Origin of the sequence: Methanococcus maripaludis (assembly GCF_013760955.1) — an archaeon.
Classification (GTDB): Archaea; AGJL01; Methanococci; order Methanococcales; family Methanococcaceae; genus Methanococcus; species Methanococcus maripaludis_A.
This window is the reverse complement of record NZ_JACDUL010000001.1, coordinates 203,388-223,722: the sequence shown is the minus strand read 5'-3', so window position 1 is coordinate 223,722 and position 20,335 is coordinate 203,388. Positions and strand designations below refer to the sequence as shown.

The 20,335-nt window shown below is 34.2% G+C and carries 17 protein-coding genes; 8 read left to right on the top strand and 9 right to left on the bottom strand.

The window, feature by feature from the left end; genetic code table 11:
- Window positions 1–17: 17 nt before the first annotated feature.
- On the bottom strand, window positions 18–3,587 hold the full coding sequence (gene smc / locus HNP90_RS01140) for a chromosome segregation protein SMC (protein ID WP_011977038.1): 3,570 nt from the start codon (window positions 3,585–3,587) through the stop codon (window positions 18–20).
- A 394-nt stretch (window positions 3,588–3,981) separates the two neighbouring features.
- Here smc and HNP90_RS01135 point away from each other — a divergent pair, with 394 nt between their 5' ends.
- From HNP90_RS01135 to aroD, 3 genes are all read left to right on the top strand, one after another.
- A complete protein-coding gene (locus HNP90_RS01135) occupies window positions 3,982–5,286 on the top strand; it encodes a pyridoxal phosphate-dependent aminotransferase (RefSeq protein ID WP_011977037.1) in 1,305 nt (434 codons plus the stop codon).
- A gap of 151 nt (window positions 5,287–5,437) precedes the next feature.
- On the top strand, window positions 5,438–7,687 hold the full coding sequence (locus tag HNP90_RS01130; RefSeq protein WP_011977036.1) for a DEAD/DEAH box helicase: 2,250 nt from the start codon (window positions 5,438–5,440) through the stop codon (window positions 7,685–7,687).
- A gap of 9 nt (window positions 7,688–7,696) precedes the next feature.
- Window positions 7,697–8,353, top strand: a complete 657-nt coding sequence (gene aroD, locus HNP90_RS01125) for a type I 3-dehydroquinate dehydratase (protein ID WP_011977035.1) — start codon at window positions 7,697–7,699, stop codon at window positions 8,351–8,353.
- Window positions 8,354–8,355: 2 nt separating this feature from the next.
- Here the strand turns inward: aroD and HNP90_RS01120 are convergent, their stop codons facing one another.
- Window positions 8,356–8,772, bottom strand: a complete 417-nt coding sequence (locus HNP90_RS01120) for a DUF371 domain-containing protein (protein ID WP_011977034.1) — start codon at window positions 8,770–8,772, stop codon at window positions 8,356–8,358.
- 138 nt (window positions 8,773–8,910) lie between these two features.
- Here HNP90_RS01120 and HNP90_RS01115 point away from each other — a divergent pair, with 138 nt between their 5' ends.
- The 5 genes from HNP90_RS01115 (at window position 8,911) to HNP90_RS01095 (ending at window position 13,332) form a co-directional block, all read left to right on the top strand.
- Entirely contained in the window at window positions 8,911–10,353 is a 1,443-nt protein-coding gene (locus HNP90_RS01115; protein WP_011977033.1) for an RtcB family protein, read from the top strand.
- Window positions 10,354–10,428: 75 nt separating this feature from the next.
- Window positions 10,429–11,475 (top strand): aspartate-semialdehyde dehydrogenase, encoded by a 1,047-nt coding sequence (gene asd, locus HNP90_RS01110; RefSeq protein WP_011977032.1) that lies wholly within the window; start codon window positions 10,429–10,431, stop codon window positions 11,473–11,475.
- Window positions 11,476–11,609: 134 nt separating this feature from the next.
- Window positions 11,610–11,780 carry a hypothetical protein gene (locus HNP90_RS01105; RefSeq protein ID WP_011977031.1) on the top strand — a complete coding sequence of 57 codons (171 nt, stop codon included), beginning with the start codon at window positions 11,610–11,612 and terminating at the stop codon, window positions 11,778–11,780.
- 108 nt (window positions 11,781–11,888) lie between these two features.
- A complete protein-coding gene (locus tag HNP90_RS01100) occupies window positions 11,889–13,037 on the top strand; it encodes an MFS transporter (RefSeq protein WP_011977030.1) in 1,149 nt (382 codons plus the stop codon).
- Window positions 13,038–13,086: 49 nt separating this feature from the next.
- Entirely contained in the window at window positions 13,087–13,332 is a 246-nt protein-coding gene (locus tag HNP90_RS01095) for an MTH895/ArsE family thioredoxin-like protein (RefSeq protein WP_011977029.1), read from the top strand.
- Window positions 13,333–13,369: 37 nt separating this feature from the next.
- Here HNP90_RS01095 and amrB read toward each other — a convergent pair whose 3' ends face one another.
- The 7 genes from amrB to HNP90_RS01060 form a co-directional block, all read right to left on the bottom strand.
- On the bottom strand, window positions 13,370–14,224 hold the full coding sequence (amrB, locus tag HNP90_RS01090) for an AmmeMemoRadiSam system protein B (protein ID WP_011977028.1): 855 nt from the start codon (window positions 14,222–14,224) through the stop codon (window positions 13,370–13,372).
- A 50-nt stretch (window positions 14,225–14,274) separates the two neighbouring features.
- Window positions 14,275–15,282, bottom strand: coding sequence for a TIGR00341 family protein (locus tag HNP90_RS01085; RefSeq protein ID WP_011977027.1), 1,008 nt, complete (start codon window positions 15,280–15,282; stop codon window positions 14,275–14,277).
- Window positions 15,283–15,386: 104 nt separating this feature from the next.
- A complete protein-coding gene (gene frhB, locus HNP90_RS01080) occupies window positions 15,387–16,235 on the bottom strand; it encodes a coenzyme F420 hydrogenase subunit beta (protein ID WP_011977026.1) in 849 nt (282 codons plus the stop codon).
- 33 nt (window positions 16,236–16,268) lie between these two features.
- A complete protein-coding gene (gene frhG / locus HNP90_RS01075) occupies window positions 16,269–16,955 on the bottom strand; it encodes a coenzyme F420 hydrogenase subunit gamma (protein WP_011977025.1) in 687 nt (228 codons plus the stop codon).
- A gap of 14 nt (window positions 16,956–16,969) precedes the next feature.
- Window positions 16,970–17,494: a coenzyme F420-reducing hydrogenase, FrhD protein gene (gene frhD / locus HNP90_RS01070; RefSeq protein WP_011977024.1), complete on the bottom strand. Its 525-nt coding sequence runs from the start codon at window positions 17,492–17,494 to the stop codon at window positions 16,970–16,972.
- Window positions 17,495–17,594: 100 nt separating this feature from the next.
- A complete protein-coding gene (frhA, locus tag HNP90_RS01065; RefSeq protein WP_081430734.1) occupies window positions 17,595–18,839 on the bottom strand; it encodes a coenzyme F420 hydrogenase subunit alpha in 1,245 nt (414 codons plus the stop codon).
- Between the two features lie 204 nt (window positions 18,840–19,043).
- On the bottom strand, window positions 19,044–20,312 hold the full coding sequence (locus HNP90_RS01060) for an MBL fold metallo-hydrolase (protein ID WP_011977022.1): 1,269 nt from the start codon (window positions 20,310–20,312) through the stop codon (window positions 19,044–19,046).
- Window positions 20,313–20,335: the final 23 nt, after the last annotated feature.

The following is a 20,335-nucleotide window of genomic DNA, read 5'->3' as shown; positions in this document are numbered from 1 at the left end:
ATTTTATTTTAAATTTATTAAATTTTTAATCCAACTAATTTGCTGAGCCCATTTTCCATACAAACCCCATACATTACATCAGATTTACTTATCATCTGTTCACGGTGAGATATTACAATGAACTGTGAATCTTTTGATGCATTTTTGATCATTTCACCAATCAACCCTGCATTTTTTGTATCGAGTGCAGCATCGACCTCATCAAGCACATAAAATGGGGCAGGATTCAGGTGCTGTATTGCAAACAAAAAGGCAAGTGCGGTAAGTGACTTTTCACCACCACTCATGACATCTAAACTCTGCAATTTTTTATTCATCGGTGATGCATCGATTAATAAACCGCCTGAAAATGGATCGTCCGGATTTTCGAGACTCAACTGTCCACTTCCCCCAATTTCAGTATATATCTTTTCGTAGTTTTCAGCAACTTTTACGTAAACATCCATGAATACTTCTTTTTTCCTTTTACTGACTTCTTCTATTAAATGAAGGTATTTTTTCTCTTCATTTTCGTAATCTGTTCTTTTTTCGAAGAGTTCGTCGTACCTGTCAACGATATACTGGTAGTCTTCAATTGCACGCATGTTTATTGGTTCTAATTTTTTGATATTTCCTTCAAGGTCGATCTGGTGACTTTCAAGGGCATCTACGTCAAATTCTTTTATTTTGGACGTAATATCCTCAGAAATATGTTCGATATTTTCACAAACGTACAATTTTCTATCTTCTTCTTCAAGTCTAGTTTCATACTTTGCCAGGTCGATCGAAAGGCTGTTGATCTGGCTTTCATTCTGGTTAATTCTTCCATAAACTCTTCTTTTCTCGCCATTTAACATTTCCAGTTCTTTTTCAAAAGCTTCTTTCTTTTCAGTAAGTTCTCTTAAATCTTTGGTGAGATCTTCATAGCGTTCTTTTTTGTTTTTTAAGATTTCGAAGTTCTTTTCAACATTGTTTTTATAGAATTGAATGTTCTGTTCGAGAATTACCCTTTTTTCGCTTAATTCCTTGATGTTGCTATTCAATTCGCTTATTTTTGGAATTAAAACCTCTTTAATGAGTACTGCATCTCTTTTTATTTCATTTTCAAATTCATTCTTTTTCTTTTCAAAATTAAGAATAGTTTCATCAATTACTTTGATTCTTTTGGAATGTTCTGAATTTTCAAAAGATGCTATTTCTTCGGAAATCCTATCTCTCTGGGTTGTAAATCCACTAATTTTTTTAGTGTATTCATCAATTTTTCTTTCAAGTTCTTCTTTTGAGCCTTCCAAATAGTCGAGTTCTTCGTCCAACTTTTTGGACTCTAATTCAAGTTCTTTAATTTTTATTCCATTATTTGTAAGAATTCCTTCTTTCCTATGTTCAATATCTTTAATAATTTTCAATCTACTTTCGAGTTCCATTTTTCTAGTTGAATATGTTGCATTTTTATTTTGAAGGCGTTCAATTTCATCTTTAGTTTCAGATAATGTACTATCGAGTTCTGAAATCTGTTCCGCAAGTTTTTCAATCCTTGAAGTATCAATATCTACTTTTATAACCGATTTTTTTCTTGAATTTCCACCGATCATTGCACCGGATGGTTCGATAACTTCCCCTTCAAGAGTTACAAACCTTGCTCTGTGGTTTTTTGATAAGATTTTCGCATAATCTAAATTTTCAACGACTATTGTATTTCCGAAAACGTATCTGAATAGATCTTCGTATTCTGGTTTAAATTCAACTAGATCAATCGCTCTTCCAACTACTCCTTCATCATCAAGATAAAGTGCTTCTGGCCCATTGATTCTATCGAGTGGTAAGAATGTGGTTCTACCAAGATTATTCTTTTTCAAATACTGAATAGCTCTTGCACCGTCATCCATTCTTTTTACAACGATGTAATTTAGCCTGTTTCCACCTGCATTTTCAATTGCAGTTTTGTATTCAGCATCTGTCTTTCCAAGGTTTCCCGCAATATCTACTACGCCAGGCAATTTTGCTTCAAGAACACTTTTTACGGCCCTATCCAGACTAAAATCTTCCATATCTTTCATTGCCTTGATTTTAGCATTTTCTTTGATGTATTCAGCATGGCCTTTATCCAATTTTTCTTGATACTCTTTTTTATTTTCCAAAAGTGTGATAACTTTCTTTTTAGAGTATTCGAGTTCAACAGCAACGTCTTCAAGTTCTTTATATAGTACCTTTGTATCTTCGCTTTCTGACTTTATGTCATCGAGTTCTTTTTGAAGGGTTTCAATGATTTCTTGATTTTTTGTTAAATTAAATGATTTTTTATTGATTTCATTTTCAAGAGCATTAAATTCATTTTTTAAATTGTAGAGTTCATTCTGACTTTCATTTATTCTTTCAGATAGTTTTCGCTCTTGCTGTTTTAAAATTTCAGTTTGAGTTTCACTTTCTTCGACTTTTGATTTCAATTTCTTCTTTTCAGTTTCAAGATTTTCCATTTCGGTCTTCAATGCGTTAATTTCTGCTTCTTTTTGAAGTGTTTCAGTCCGTATTGTTTCTATTTTTTGCCTGGTTTCCACTAAATCCTGTCCTTTTTTTTCGGACTGCGAATTTACATTTTTCAGGTCGTCAAGGGCCCCGTTTAGGGATTTTTTGTCATTATCAACGGTAACTTCCATTTCTTTAATGGACTTGTGAAGTTCCATTATCTCTTCGTTTCCCTTTTCATTCAGTTCATTTATCAAATTTTGAAGTCTGTTTCTAATATCATTTGATTTTGCATCGTATTCAGAAATTTCTTTCAAAAAACAAACTTTCATTTCCTTAAGTGCTTCAATTTCTTCTTTGGTTTTTTCCAAAACTCCGTTTAAAAACTCAATTTTTTTAGCAGTTAAAATATACTTTGTAGCTTTCAATTCTTCCATTAATTTAACGTATATTTCTGCATCTTCTTTTTCTTTTCTAAGTTTTTCAAGGTTGTTTTTCACTTCATTTATCCTGATATCTATTTTTTCAATAAATTCCCTTGCTTTATCAAGTTCCTTTTCCGCTTTTTCCCCTTTTTCATCGAATTCTGCAACACCGCTTATTTCATCGATAATCTTTCTCCTTTCATTTGGGGTAGTATCTATAATTTTTATGAGGTCGCCTTGAAGAATAATATTAAATCCATCCGCACTAAGCGATATTTTTCCAATAACGTCTAAAATTTCAGATTTTTTTACTTTTTTCCGTTTTTCTTCCATTACCTTTTTTACTTCCCCATTTTCTTTAACTTCTTTTTCTTCGTCCCATATAAGGTAATAGTTGTTATCTCCGTTTATTTTAACTTTCCTCGATATTCCTACTTTATCCGAATCCAGGGGCATTTTCCTATCTTTATTATCAAAAAAAAGTGTAACTTCTGCGAAACTTTCCCTTTTTCCATTATGGTAAGTAATAAGCTGGTTGAATTTACCTGCACGGAGCGATTTTGCTGAAGTTTTCCCAAGAACAAAACAGATGCCATCAATAGTGTTCGATTTTCCTGATCCATTCGGCCCCAGTATCGCAGTGAAGCCATCGGGAATTTTTAGTTTTGAATTTTTAAATGATTTGAAGTTTTTCATGTGGATTTCTGATAATGAAGCCATCGTATTCACCAAGAACCTGCGGAAAAATTTATAAAATACTATTTGGATAATAATTGCTTATATTTCTTAATTAACTGATATATTATGTTGTTGATTTTACTTTGGTTTTTATTTCTGAACTTTTAGTTTTGAATTTTTTAAAATCAGGTATTATGTTTTCTGTTTGGTATTTTCAAAATATTTTTTTATTTTTATTTATATACTTTATAAATAATTGGGCTCTATTAAAAAATCAGTCAATAGTTACCTTTATATATTAAAAAATAAAAAGGGAACATTTAGACGTTATCACAAAATGATAACAACTATAATAGAACCCTATTAAAAAGCTTTCAAGAATAAAATTTTAAATTTAAAATAAATTAAAACTTAAAACATGATGGAGGTGGAAGCAATGAGAACCGATATTGTCAGTTCAGGAGTAGGGGAATTGTCCTACGAGATTAGGGAAATTGTTAAGGTGGCTAACGAAGCCAAAAAATCGGGATTAGAAATTGTATGGGAAAATATTGGTGATCCTATTGCCAAAGGAGAAAAGCTTCCCCTCTGGATAAAAGAAATAGTTTCAGAAACCACAATGGATGATAGTTCTTATGGGTACTGTCCTACAAGAGGTCTTTTAGAAACTAGGGAGTTTTTAACCGATTTAAACAATAGCAGAAATGGAGCACAGATCACACCCGAAGAAATCGTGTTTTTTAACGGTCTAGGGGATGCTATCACGAATATTTACGGATTGATGAGAAAAGAATGCAGAGTAATTGGTCCAACACCTGCATACTCCACGCATTCTTCTGCAGAAGGGCTTTATTCAAACTGTAGGCCTGTAATGTATGAATTGGATAAAGATGACGGATGGAATCCGGATATTGATGATTTGAGAAATAAGGTAAAATACAATCCTTCAATAGCATCAATTTTACTGATAAATCCTGGAAACCCGACCGGTGCAGTTTATTCAAAAAAAGTACTGAGTGAAGTTGTAGATATTGCAAATGAATACGATCTTTTCATTTTAGCTGATGAAATATATTCAAACCTCGTTTACAATGGAAAAAAACATAACTACTTATCGGAAGTTTTAGACGACGTTCCAGGAATTTCTTTAAAGGGAATTTCTAAGGATTTACCATGGCCAGGTTCAAGGTGTGGTTGGACAGAGTTTTACAATACTGAAAGCGATGAATTATTCAAGAAATACACTGAAAACATCTGCAAGTTCAAAATGATTGAGGTATGTTCAACGACTCTTCCTCAAAAGGTAATCCCAAAGATAATGTCTGATAAACGATACAAATCATACCTCGAAGAAAGGAAAAGCTACTACGAAAAAGCTTCAAATTACGCATACGATAAAATGAAAAATATTGATGGATTAAATGTAAACAGAACAGATGGTGCATTTTACAACACCATAGTTTTGGAAAAAGAATATTTAAATGAAAACCAATCTTTGAAAATCCAAGATAGTGGACTTAAAAACTATGTCGAATCAATTTCAAAAGGAATTCCCGAAGATAAAAGATTTGTATACTACTTACTTGCATCTACGGGAATTTGTGGCGTTCCTTTAACGTCATTCTGTTCGGAACACAATGGGATGAGATTCACGCTTCTTGAACGAGACGAAGAAAAGAGAAATTGGGTCTTTGAAACAATCGCAGAAAAAGTTGAAGAATACTTTAATAGCACCAACTAATTTAAACTCTTTTTTCATATTATTTTTAAAATCAGATTTAGTTTTAATTTAATTTCGATTTTCAAGTAATTAGTTATATATTTTATAAAACATGTAAATTTAAATAAACTTTAGAAATTTCCACCTAAACTTTTACATATTGGTGTTTTAAATGCATGTGAACCATCCTTTGATAAAACCCGAAACTATTGAAGCTAGAATTTACCAGCAACTCGTTGTAGCAAGTGCGCTAAAACAAAATACGTTGTGTGTTCTTGGAACCGGGCTTGGTAAAACTGCAATTGCGGCCCTTACGATAGCAGGAATTTTATCAAAACAGAATGGGAAAGTTTTAATCATTGCACCATCAAGACCCCTGGTTGACCAACACTTTAAAAGCATGAATCAATTTTTAAACATCGATTCAGAAAAGATTGTTATTTTAAATGGAAAAATTTCTCCAAAAAAACGAGAAGCAATGTGGGAATCAGGTAAAATCTTTATAGCAACACCCCAGGTTGCAGAAAACGATATTATCTCTAAAATGTTAAAACCTTCTCAATTTTCACTTTTAATCGCTGATGAAGCACACCACACAACTGGAAACCATTCTTACACGTTTGTAGCAAACAAATTTAAGAAAAAATCTCACGTTTTAGGTTTAACCGCATCTCCTGGTTCAAATATTGAGAGAATTATTGAAATTTGCGGAAATCTTGGAATAGAACATGTTGAAATAAAAACAGAAGAGGATCCTGATGTTGCACCATACGTTGCAAAAGTCAAAATGCGACCAAAACGTGTTGAACTTCCAGAAGAGTTTGAAATAAATTTAACTCTTTTAAAAAATGCATTAAAGGATCGTTTAAGGGATTTAAAAGAGAATCGAGTAATTCATTCTATAAATGTAAATAAATCTGAGTTACTTGGATTAAATAAAAGGATAATGACAATGGATGATAATATAAAATATGAAATGCTTCGAATTTCTTCAGAAGCTGTAAAATTAGAGCACGCAATTGAAATGCTCGAAACTCAAGGCAGAAGCACTTTTTTAAGTTATTACCAGAAACTTTTAACTCAAAATACGAAGTCTGCAAAGGAAATTACAAACGATCCTAGATTTATTCAGGTTGTTAAAAATTTAAATGAACTCGATATCGAGCACCCGAAATACGAAAAGATGCTCGAAATTGTAAAGGAAATTTTAACAGAAAACGAAAAAATAATTATTTTTGCACAATATAGGGATACAGTTCAAAAAATTGTGGATTTACTTTCTGAAAATAATATTGAAGCGATAATGTTTGTTGGCCAGTCTAATAAGGATGGAAAAGGTATGAGCCAGAAAGAACAGGCAAAAGCAATTGAACGGTTCAAGTCTGATGCAAATGTACTCGTTTCAACAAGTGTTTCTGAAGAGGGAATTGATATTTCAAGTGTAAATTATGTTTTATTTTACGAACCAGTTCCTTCAGAAATTAGGATGATTCAAAGAAGGGGTCGTGCTGCAAGGGGCGAAGGTGGACAGGTAATCGTGTTAATTGCGGAAAAAACGCGAGATGAAGGATACTATCAAGCAGGGCTTGCAAAAGAAAAAAACATGAAAAATATATTAAAAAACATGCAGAATTCTTTAAATAAAAAATTAAAAGAATTAAATGAAGAAAAATCTGAAAAAACTGAAAATAAAGACCATTACATGGATTTAAGATCCGTCGTAAGTTCTAAAACAACCGCCTCTTCAGAAGAAAAGAAACCGACAAAACTCGACAAGAAAAATAAAAATGCAATGCCAAACAAAGCAACTATAATTGTGGATTCCCGAGAGCGCCATATTGGAAGATACCTTTCAGAAAAAGCAGAAGTCGAATTTAAAACCCTTGAAATAGGGGATTATATTTTAAGTGACAGGGTTGCGGTAGAGAGAAAAACTGCAGAGGACTTTGAAAATTCGATCATTGATAAAAGACTATTTAATCAGGTAATGGACTTAAAAAAATATGAACGACCTTTAATGATTATCGAAGGAAATGAATTTGTTAGAATCCATGAAAACGCGATACGTGGCATGATGTTTTCAATAATGATTGATTATCAGATTCCAATAATGTTTTCAAGGGATATCGAAGATACCGCGGATATTCTGGTAAAACTTGCAGAACGAGAGCAGATAAAAGAAAAACGAGAAATATCGATAAGATATGGAAAAAGGCCGATGTCTTTAAAAGAGCGTCAGAAATTTTTGGTAGAGGGACTTCCTGATGTGGGGCCAGTAATGGCTGAAAACCTATTAGATAACTTTAATTCGGTTGAAGATATATTTACTGCATCAGAAGCGGAATTGAAGGCTGTTGAAGGGGTTGGGCCGATAACTGCTAAAAAGATTAGGGAAGTTGTAACTAAAAAATATAGAGAATAGGTGTTAATCATGATCTGTATTCCAGTAATTGATGAGAATGTTTGCGATGCAATTAATTCTGCAAAAGAAGCTTTAAAATACGGAGATATCGTTGAATTTAGGGTAGATTTATTAAAAGATGTAACTTTTGAAGATATTGAAGAATTTTCAAAAGTTCCTTCCATAATTACAATAAGGGCAGAATGGGAAGGCGGAAATTGGAAAAAGTCAGACAATGAAAGAATTGAACTTTTGAAACACGCGATAAAAAACAATGCGAAATTTGTAGATATTGAATTAAAAGAAGAAAGAAATTTGGAACTTGTAAAATACAGAAATGAAAGTAATTCAAATACCAAAATTATTATTTCATACCACGATTTTGAAAAAACTCCTGAAATCGATGAATTAATTGAAGTAGTTGAAAAAGAGTTAAAAATTGGAGATATTGCAAAATTTGCAACATTCGCACATTCAAAAGAAGACACTCTAAAAATATTAAATTTAATGAACAAATATGCTGGAAAAATAATTGCAATTGGTATGGGTGAATCTGGAAAACTTACAAGGATTTTGGGTTTAGATTTCGGATCAATACTCACTTTCGCATCAATGGAAGGAAAAGCATCAGCTCCGGGCCAGGTTGACGTCAAAAAACTAAAAGAAATCTTAAAATTGATAGGATAAATTTATTCAACAATTATTTTAAATTTTAAATCTGCTCCTTTTTTTAATTTATTGATTATTTCACGGTTTATGTCTTTTGAAGCTTTATCTGCGTTTACCATTAATGTTCTACTGCATGAAAAATCACTCGTTCTAATTACGATATCCGTTTTGTGGGTAAAAGTTAATTTTGGATTTCCTTTTCCAGTAATTACTTCTTTTAACCCTTCAACTTCAATTTCAACAGTGATTTTATCCGAATTTCTTAAATTTTCTTTAAAACTTTCCGAAAAATCGAGCATTGATTTATCCGCAGAAATTCCAACAATACAGTCACCAGTACATGTCACATGGTTTTCTTTTGTAATTTCAAGTGTACTTTTGTGATTTGCACTGATATTTTTGTGCCCTTTTGCGTAAATTGTAAATTCAAAAGCCATTATTTTCACCCAAATACAAAAAACGGTAAAGATTAATACTTTGGAGTAATAAAGTTTTTAATTAAATAGAATTATTCTTTTATTTAAATATAAAATACGAATTATCGATTTTAAAATTATTTCTTTATCGGTGAAATCATGAAATCTACGGTCACTAAAATAGCTGAAAAAACGTACCAGCTTCCCGTAAGCTATAAAGATTGTATGAGAGTTCCTGGAAACGTCTATTTAGACGAAGTATTGTTTGAACATCTCGAACCTGATGTATTTGAGCAGATTGCAAACGTTGCGTGTCTTCCTGGAATTCAAAAGTACTCCCTTGCAATGCCCGACTGCCACTACGGATATGGTTTTTGTATTGGGGGAGTTGCTGCATTTGATGAACTTACCGGAGTAATTAGCCCTGGCGGGGTTGGTTTTGATATTAATTGTGGTGTGAGACTCGTAAAAACAAATCTAACGAGAAATGATGTAACTCCAAAGTTAAAGGAATTATTGGCGGAAATTTTTAAAAATGTTCCTTCAGGACTTGGAAGTAAGGGCAAAATAAGAATTACAAAAGACGAAATCGACAATGTACTCGAAGAAGGAGTTTCGTGGGCTGTTGAAGAAGGATATGGCTGGGATAGGGATATAAACCATATCGAAGAACATGGAAAAATGAAAGAAGCAGATCCAACACTCGTTTCAGACAATGCTAAAAAAAGAGGACTTCCACAACTTGGATCACTTGGTAGTGGGAACCACTTTTTAGAAATACAGTATGTAGATGAAATTTTTGATGAAGTTGCTGCAAAAACATTCGGGGTTTCTCCTGAGCAGGTAGTTTTAATGATCCACACCGGTTCAAGAGGTCTTGGACACCAGATATGTGCAGATTACTTAAGATACATGGAAAACGCTGCAAAAAAATACAATATTAAATTACCTGACAGACAGCTTGCATGTGCTCCGATCAATTCGGAAGAAGGTCAGAAATACTTTAAAGCAATGTCTTGTGGTGCAAACTACGCTTGGACAAACAGGCAGTTAATCACACACTGGATAAGGGAAAGTTTTGAAAGTGTGTTTAAAACGAGTGCGGAAGATTTAGAAATGGATATAATATATGACGTAGCACATAACATTGCTAAAAAAGAGCAGCATTTGGTTGATGGAGTATTGAAAAATGTCGTAGTACACAGGAAAGGTGCTACAAGGGCATTTGGGCCAGGTCATGCTGAGATTCCATCTGATTACGCTAATATTGGACAGCCAGTAATAATTCCAGGTGATATGGGCACTGCGTCTTATTTAATGCACGGAACTCAAAAAGCAATGGAAGAAACGTTTGGATCAACTGCACACGGTGCTGGAAGGGCATTAAGTAGGGTAAAAGCACTTAAACTCTACACCGGGGCTGAAGTTCAGGAAGCACTCCAAAAAAGAGGAATTTTGGTGATGGCAGATTCAAAAGGGGTCATTGCAGAAGAATGTCCTGAAGCTTACAAGGATATCGAAAATGTTGCAGAAATATGCCACGATTCAGGAATATCTTTGAAAGTTGCAAAAATGAAACCGATGGGAGTTGTAAAAGGATAATTCCTATTAATTTATTTACTAAAAAACAGCGTTCTTAATCATTATTTCAATAATTTTTATCCAAAAGGTGAGAGAATGAACATAAAAGTAGGTATTTTGGGAGCTACTGGAAACGTTGGACAGAGATTTATCCAGATGCTAGAAAATCACCCAATATTTGAACTCGAAGCGCTTGGTGCATCACAAAGGAGCGCAGGAAAAACTTACAAAGATGCATGCTACTGGTACCAGACTGAAGCAATCCCTGAAGACGTTGCAAACGCAACCGTTGTTTCAACCGATCCAAACGACAAGGCTTATGATGAAGTTGATATTGTTTTTTCAGCACTACCTGCTGACCTTGCTAAAACACTCGAACCAGAATTCGCTAAAAAAGGAAAATACGTATTTTCAAACGCTTCAGCAATGAGAATGGAAGCAGATGTTCCATTAATTGTTCCAGAAGTAAACCACGAACACTTTGGAATGCTCGAAGTACAAAAAAGCAACAGGTGTTCAGATGGTGCGATAATTACAAATCCAAACTGTTCAACAATTGCAGCGGTAATTTCATTAAAACCCATTCAGGATAAATTTGGAATTGATTTAGTAAATATCACCACAATGCAAGCAGTAAGTGGTGCAGGTTACGACGGAGTTCCTTCAATGGCAATTTTGGACAATATGGTGCCATACATTGGTGGTGAAGAAGAAAAAATGCAAACAGAATCATTAAAAATTCTTGGAAGCATGGACGGAAACAATTTTAAAAACGGAAACTTTAAAATTGGGGTATCTTGTAATAGGGTTCCAGTAATCGATGGTCACACTGAGAGCATATTTGTAAAAACCACTGAAGAAGCAACTCCTGAAGAAATTGCAAAAGTAATGAATGAGTTTGATCCTTTAAAAGGTTTAAATTTACCAAGCTACGCAAAACCAATTGTTTTAAGGGGCGAAAATGACAGACCTCAACCAAGACTCGACAGAAATACTGGAAATGGAATGTCAATTGTTGTTGGAAGAGTTAGAAAAGACCCGATCTTCAATGTAAAATACACCGCACTCGAACACAACACCATAAGGGGAGCTGCAGGAGCAAGTGTATTAAATGCTGAATTATTCGTTCAGAAATACCTTTAAAACACTTTTTTATTTTTATTTTCCAAAGTTTAATCCATATATTCAAATGTTTTTTAAATATATTAAGATTAATCGATATATTGATAGTTATAAATATTCCCTGTTTTGAATTATATTATTAATAAGGTGGTAGTATGCTCACGTGGAATTTACAGTGCCCAAAATGCAATAAAAGAAGGACTTACCAAGTGGATGTTTGTATTTGCAAAGCTTCAGAAGTTGAACTTCCAAATTGCGATGTTTGTGATACAAAAATGGAAATAGATGTTTCAGGACTTAAAGGAAGGCGCAGAGTAAGAAAATAACTGGTAATACATTATATCCGAAAACCCGAATTAATGATTTAGTATAAATATTAAAATCCCGAAAATAACTTTTAAAATATAATTTATTCTTAAACAATCGGTGTATCGATGATAGAAATCAAAAAAAATCCAATGTATGAGTACCTTTTTTTCCTGATAATTGCCGCAGCAATTTCTCATCAAGTCTGGGGGACACTTTTTAACAATTTTGCCGTAGACGTTGTAGGGATAAACGGTTTTCAAATGGGTTTAATCCAGTCAATTAGGGAAATACCTGGATTTTTAACGTTTCTTGTAATTTATGTATTATTAGTAATAAAAGAACACAGACTTTCAGCTCTTTCAACAATATTGATGGGTTTTGGTGTTGCAATAACAGGATTATTTCCAACGGTTCAAGGCCTTATAATTACGACGTTTTTAATGTCGATTGGATTTCACTATTTCGAAACAACCAACAAATCACTCACGTTACAGCATTTTAATAAATCAGAAGCTCCGGTAGTTTTTGGAAGATTTAGTAGCTACGGTGCAATTGCAAGTATTATTGCAGGATTTTTCATATGGATGAGTGTTAAATTATTACCAATATGGTCAAATTATCTAATTTATGGAATAATTATAATGGTAATTGGGGTTTATTCACTTTTTAAAAATCCAATATTCAAAAAAACGGTTCCTCAGAGAAAGGGAATGGTTGTAAAGAAAAAATACTGGTTATATTACGTTTTAAACTTCTTAAGTGGTGCAAGAAGGCAGATCTTCATTGCATTTGCAGTATTTTTGTTGGTTCAAAACTATGGATTCAGTGTTTCAGAAGTTGCAGTTTTATTTGTTTTGAATAATTTACTGATTTATTTCACGGCTCCAAAGGTTGCAGAGGGAATAAATAAATTAGGGGAGCGGAAAATGCTCACGATAGAATATTTAACATTGACATTCGTGTTCTTAGGGTATGCCTTTATCGAAAATAGAAATATCGCAGTTTTACTCTACATAATCGACCACATCGTATTCAGTTTTGCAATCGGGATCAATACATACTTTCAAAAAACTGCGGATTCAGAAGATATCGCACCCTCAATGGGCGTTGGATTCGCAATAAATCATATTTCAGCAGTTATAATTCCCGTAGTTGGCGGAATTATGTGGATGACGAACTGGAAGACCCCATTTGTTATGGGTGCAGTATTTAGTGTAATTTCATTATTATTTGTTCAAAAAATTCCAAAACATATAAAAATTTTACAAAATTAATTTTATTTAAAGAATAATTTGACTTATCAAAAATTTTTAAGGTGGTTTTGTGAAAATAAGAGTGTTTGGCATGGGATGTTCAAAATGCAATGAAACGTACGAAAACGTTAAAAAAGCAGTTCATGAATTGAAAATCGATGCAGAAATTGTGAAAATAACCGATATAAAAGAAATTTCTGAATGGGTATTGATGGCTCCAGCAGTTGCATTTGATGAAGATATCATATTTGAAGGAACGGTACCTTCTGTAAACGATTTAAAAAAGGAACTTGAAGATTATTTAAAATCTAACTAATTTTATTAGTTTATTATGATACTATCTCTTTTAAAACTTATTTTACCAGTATCGAAGCATATCCAACAACTTCAGAATAGTCTTTCGTAACATCTCCAGAAGTTGAATAATAAAGTAAATTTGAGTTCGTCGCACCCAAATCTTTCATTGCTTTAACCATTGCAATAACTGGCCCGTATCCGCACATGCTTATATTGTGTGTTACAACATCGGTAAATATCTCTTCATCATTTAATTCCAAAATGTCTTTTATAACGAGTGCATCTTTTTTTGAAGCAGATTCCTGTGGTTCATAGTGTGAAAAGTCCGTAGATGCAATTATTATAATTTTTCTATTCATTTCTTTGGCAACTTTTGCAATAAAGTATCCTACATCCATGGAAGTTTCATAATCCTGCATCATCATGCATATCGGAACAAACTTGAATTTTGCAATGTTTAATTCTTCAAGATGCTTTAAAAATGGAAGTTGAACTTCAATTGAATGCTCTCTCAAATGCGAATTTTCATCTAAATCTAAAACATCGCATTCTTTCCACAGCTTATCAGCAAATTCATTATCGATTTCCATATCTCCAAAAGGTGTTTTCCAGATTCCTTTCATTGTGGAAATTCCAGAACCAAGTCCTGTATGGTTTGGACCAAGAATTATTGCAGTAACTTCCCCGCTTACATTTTCAGATATTTTTTTGTAGCCGTGTGCTGCAACAGGCCCGGAATAAATATATCCTGCATGTGGTGATACGATTCCAAGCGGTTTTGTGTAGTTTCCCCGTTTTGAAGGAAGTTCTTTAGGGCCTCTCGGACTTAAATAGCAGTATTCAATCATCTCAAGTAATTCGTGGTAGTCAGCAGGATAAAACATCCCTGCAACCACAGGATTTCTCTTCATAATGCCCCCCCAAATTTATTTACATTAATTTATTTTATTTTTCTACGGATTTATATTATTTTCAAATTTCCATTTCCAAAAGTTAGGATAATACTTGTAAGAATTACGAGATTTAAAAACCAAAATATGATACTAAAAATTGCTAATTTTCTTGCTTTTTCAATTTCCCACCATTTGTAGGGGGTTATTCCATAAAGGTAGAATAAAAATGCAGATGCAAAATTAACAGAGATTATATTTACGATAAATAATATCAAAATTGGGATTGATTCTATGTAATATCCTGAGCCAAGCATCAATCCAAACGCAACCAGTGGCGGCATCAGTGCAACTGCAATCATAACTCCAACAACAGTTGAGGAAATTTCAGGAATTAACATTGAAAGAGTACCAACAAAACCTGCTGAAAGTGCAATTGCGATATTTTGTAATCCTAAATTCATTCTGGATGCAATTTGTGGGCTTTCAGGGCTTACGTGCAGGAAAGTTCCTATAACAAATGAAAATATAAGTACAGTCAGAATTCCTAAAAGAAGGTTTTTCAATGATTTTTTTGCAAAAGCTAAATCCATAACAGCAACTGAAAATGTGAATGAAATCATCGGGCTTAAAAAAGGTGCAATTATCATTGAACCAATTATCAACGCAACATCATCCAACCATATCCCAATTGAGGCAACAACTGCTGCTAAAAATAATAATGAATAGTATTCTTTTGAAAGGTGAGATACATCCCCTATTTTTCCAATTATTTCATGTCTTGAAACTCTTTTTGGAGTTTTATCTTCAACTTCCACTTTTTCTTCTTTTTTAATTTCTGGAATTGTTGCTGTTGGTTCAGTTACAATAATTCTGAAGTTTGATCCGCCATATTTTGATGAAAGGACATCGATTACTTTTTCAACATGTTCTGTTTCAGTAATTAATCTGATTACAGTATGATTTGATTCTTCGCAAACGCTATGCCAGATGATATTTTCAAGATTATTTTCAAGCGATTCTTCATATCCAGAATATATTTTTTTTGGAACATAGCATTCGATGAGTCTCACGTTCACGTAGATCCCCCAGAACAAGTTAAAATGATAAAAATACTTATGAAAAAACTAGATGATATAATTGTCGAAAATTTATCTAAAAATAATAAAAAAAGTTTAAGAAGTTAGTATGGAACTGGTAAACCAATTTCTTTCCTGTGTTCTACTTCTTTTGCATTTTTCTCTTTTTTGGAGAGAGCGAGTTTTTGTACTAAGTCTAAACCTGGTTTTACAGCGTCTATGTCTTTTGTTTCAATAGCGCCTGCTTCAACCATTTTGTTTAGGTACTCTTCTCCTTTTGCAGTTCTAACAAAGATTGTGCTCCATCCATCTGGGCTTCCTACTGATCCTGTTGAGATATCTGCAAGTTCTGCTGTATAGTCCATACATACGTGGCATGACATTTGCTCGTATGGGTGGGTGTCTTTTAATGGAACTGTTTTTACGTCTCCCCATTTTGAGTAAACCCAGAATTTACCTTTTCCGATGTCGGTTTTTACAACATCGTCCATTTTGATACCACAGTGTTCTTCAACAATTGCTTTCATACCGTTGTATGGGAAGTTTTCCATACAGAAGATACCCATAATTAATGCAATCTTGTCTGGAACGTGTCTGTATCCAACAGGGTATTTTATTGCTTTTCTGATTGATCGGACTTGGCAAGGAGTTCCAACAAATCCGACTTTTTCACATCCGTATTCTCTTACAGCACTTTTTACTACTGAAAGGTTAGAACATACGGTATATTTAGTTCCTGCAGCGCTTAAGATTTCTTCTCTTGTTGTAGCAACTTTTGGAGCTGCTGCGAATCCATCTTCTTTGTCTGCAATAATTACACCATCGAGGAGTCCGCTTTCTAAACCGTAAATGTATGCGGCAGAAACGATACCTCCATCTTGTGCTTTCTTAAGGATTTCTTTGTCTGCAGCTCTTGCGGAGACTGCTTTTATATATGTTCCAAAGGGATCCATCTAATCACCTTTTTTTATTTTCCATAATTGCAATTATTCTATTTTTTCAATTAATTCAGGGAATCTAATTCTTGGGCACTGAACTGAACATGAGCCACATTTTATACAGATTTCCTTGTCAACTAATGGTCTTCCTGCATCCATAGATACTGCTCTTGTAGGGCAAGCTGCTGCACATGAACCGCATCCCATACAGAGTGATTTATTAATTACTTTTGTAATTAAATCGCATCCACAAGCTTCTGATCCATATTTTGCAAGTTCTGCATATGGTTCTAAGTATTCCATATCTCCGTTTAATGCCGCCAAAACTACTGCAACTATAGATTCTGGTGATGGTGGACATCCTGGGATTGCCAAGTCACATTTTACAACTTCTGTTAATGGTGCAAATGCATCGTGAACTGGTTTTGAAGGCTGATTTCCTTTTGAAAATCTTGTAACATTTCCAGTAGCAGCACAAGCTCCTAAAGCAACTAATATTTTTGCTTTTTTCCTAGAATCAAGTGCAACTTCCATTGCGTGGTGGTCGCTTAAACAAACGCTACCTTCGAGTAAGATTATGTCTACATCGTCAGGAACTTCTCTCACATCAGCAAGAGTCTGGGAGTAAACTAAATCTATAGCTCCTAAAACATCTAAAAGCTTTTCATAGGTGTCTGCAAGGGAAACTAGACACCCACAGCAGCTACTTAATTGCACGTGAGCAACTTTTACCATGATATTCTCCTCCCTTAGTTGATTGGTTTTCCCCTTAATTCGGAAAGTACTATGTCTACGGCTACATCTACTGCATTTTGGACTTCTTCTGACAGTTCAAGTACTACATCAGGTTCTGAAACGTACTTTTTCTGACAACCAACAACTTTAAAGTCTATTTCATGAGGTGCATCTCTAAATACCCTATACATCGTAGTAGAGAGCGGCCAGTCATGACTATCAACTTTTGTGTGTTCTGGTTTTGGAAGGTCATCCATAGTAAGTATTTTAATTTCTCCCGGTTCTAGTCCGTAATCTATAATATCTACGACTATAATTCGTTTAGTCTTAGATTCACCGTCGATTAAAGTGAGCACCTGTTGTGGAGCACCTGCTCCGGCATCTACCAGTGCAATATTTTCCTTTTCTTCTTCAGTTAATAATTCCTGTAATTTTTCGATTACATGGACACTGAATCCATCGTCTGCAAATAGGATATTTCCGCATGCAAGAACCATATTTTCCTTTAAAAGGTAAGAAGGGGTTAGTTTATATTCCATATCAATAACCGTTGAAATGATTTTTTTGATTACCGTGAGTTAAATTTTGTCTCTTGAGGTCCATTAAGGTTCCCTTTCTGAGACTTTCCTTTTCAGGAATTTAGAATTCTCTTATTTCAACAACGTTTTTAGTCTGTTCATCTTTTACGATGACGTGCGTAGCACATGAAGCTCATATGTCGTAAGCTCTCATAATTACTTCCGCATATTGGTGGTGGTAACCTTCAATAGCTTTTTCAACAGCTGGGAAGTTCCATGTTGAAGCAGCAATGATGTTGTATTTTTCGATTTTACCATCTTTACCCATTTTAGCCATGTGGGTATTGATAGCTCTTGGTGCTTCGTGAACACCTATTCCGTATTCTTCCTTAGCATTATAGAAGTTAGGTACTTCTCTTGTAGTTCCGTTAATGTTTAATTCATCAAGAAGTTCCAATGATCGTTTAACAGCTTCAAAGTTTTCCATCGCTCTCGCAAGGTTAATATCCATTGCTCCACCGGCAGATTTAAAGTTTCCGTATTTAATCATTCTTGCCCTAGGTCCACCTTCTGCAGGGTTTCCTCTGTAGAATGGGATCTGGTTTGTTGCGGTTTGTGCAATATCTGGGAAGTCTGCATAGTATCTTTGTGCAGTAACTTCTGTTATATCTTTAAAGTTGATAGCATCTCTGTTACCAAATGTTGTGTCTGAAGCAATATATGGGAGATCATGTTTACCTAGATCAGGAATTCCGATTTCTTCCAAGTATCTTTCCATTAACATTTCTAATACTTCTAGCATTGCATTACAGTCTTTTTCGTATTCTCTGCAAGCATAGTAGAGTTTAGCTTTTGCTCTTTCGGTGATGTTTGTTCTCATACCGCCTACCATTAAGTTTGGAGGGTGAATACCTTCCCCACCGGCAACATCTACAAGCATCTGTCCAGCTTTTCTCATTCTCTGGATTAATTTAATTCCTTCTACTCTTAAAGTTCCAGCTTCTTCAGGTTTTAAGAGGTCATCTACAATTAACAAGTGGTGTAGTGGGTGCGAATGCATCCTATTTCCTAAACCTACTAATTCTCTTAATATCATACCGTCTTTAGGTATTTCCATATCAATAGCATGTTCGATTGCCTCACATGAAGCAATACCGTGGGTTGCCTGACATATACCACAAATTCTCATAACTGCAATAGGTCCGAATGCTGCTGCTTTTCCTTGCAACATTGTTTCGAAACCTCTTACAGGGGTCGTATTTGGATAAAATGCCTTAGTTACAATCCCTTCATCGTCTACGTTCAAAACTAGCTTAGCGTGCCCTTCATGTCTAGTTGTAGGGCTGATAGTTACAGGTTCTGCCACTTTAGTCACCTCCAAGGGTAATATGCATACATTAAACTTTCTTTCTTGGGGATAATATAAAGGGATACCTCTTTAAAAATGCAAATACGGGTAAATACATTACTAAATACTTAAAAACCTATTTAGATTATTTATTTTTAAAATAGCTATTAAAAAAATGGATATAACTAATACTATTGAATTTTAAAATATTAAAAAAAGAAATTAATCAAATAATGGCAAAACACTGCCTATGGATGGTGCAAGTGCAGGAATTTTTAAGGTTTTCCAGATTGTCATTGCAAGTGAAAGTGCCTGGTACCTTTCCCCGTGCATTACGATCGCTTTGCTTGGTTGTGGTATCTTTTTCATAAACCTCAGAAGCGAATTGTAGTCAGCGTGGGCAGAAAACTCGATTTTTACAACTTTTCCATTTACGGGAATTGCTCTTTTGAAAGGTTTTACTTCTGTAGCACCTTCTTCAAGACTTCTTCCAATAGTTCCTTCAGCCTGGTATCCTGTTAATATTATCTTATTTCTTGGATTTTTTAATAGTGAAAGGTATTGGAGTACTGGGCCCCCCTGAACCATTCCTGATGTTGAAATAATAATGCAAGGTTCTTTACTGAAAGCTTCGTCCCCGCCTTTTATGAGATTTCCAAACGGATTGATCCTGTTTTCAATTGCATTTTTTATTTTTGGATTTAACCAGTCAGAATATCCCATGTACATTCCCGTAGTGTGTGTTAAAGATCCATTAATGTATATTGGAACTTCTTTTAAAGCACCGCTTTTCATGTAGTTGTTGATCACAACAATGATTTCTTGGGACCTTCCAACTGCAAAAACAGGAATAATTACCTTTCCACCGTTTTCGATAGTTTCAGAGATTTCATCGATTAACTGTTTTTCTAAAACTTTTCTTGCAGGTTTTATATCCAACGGAGAACCGTAAGTAGATTCAATAATTATTGTATCGATTTCATCAAAGTCAGTATCTGCTGCACGGAGCGTTCTTGTTTCAATTTCGTTAATATCTCCGGTATAGAGTAATTTTTTTCCATCGATATCCAAATAGAGGGAAGAACTTCCTAAAATGTGTCCAGCATCGTACATTTTCATTTTAATGTCTGGAGTAACCTGTTTTTCTTCCCGGTAATTTACAGTTTTGATTACATCCATTGATTTTTTGATATCTTCTTCCCTGTACGTTTTTGAAAGGCTTACCGTGTCTTTCCAGACGTTGTACATCAAATCCGCAGTTGGGGGGTTACAGTATATTTTTTTGAAGTTAAAATATGGGATTGCACCGCAGTGGTCCAAGTGAGCGTGTGAAACCAAAACTGCGTCAACATCAGAATCAGTAATGTCTGGAAGCCCGTTATCTGAAGGGTCCATTCCACAGTCAATTAATATTTTTGATTTTTTAGTGTTTATCTCTACGCAAGATTTTCCAATTTGGTGGCATCCACCGTGAAATTTAGCAATTGTCATTATATCACATAAATTTAGTATAT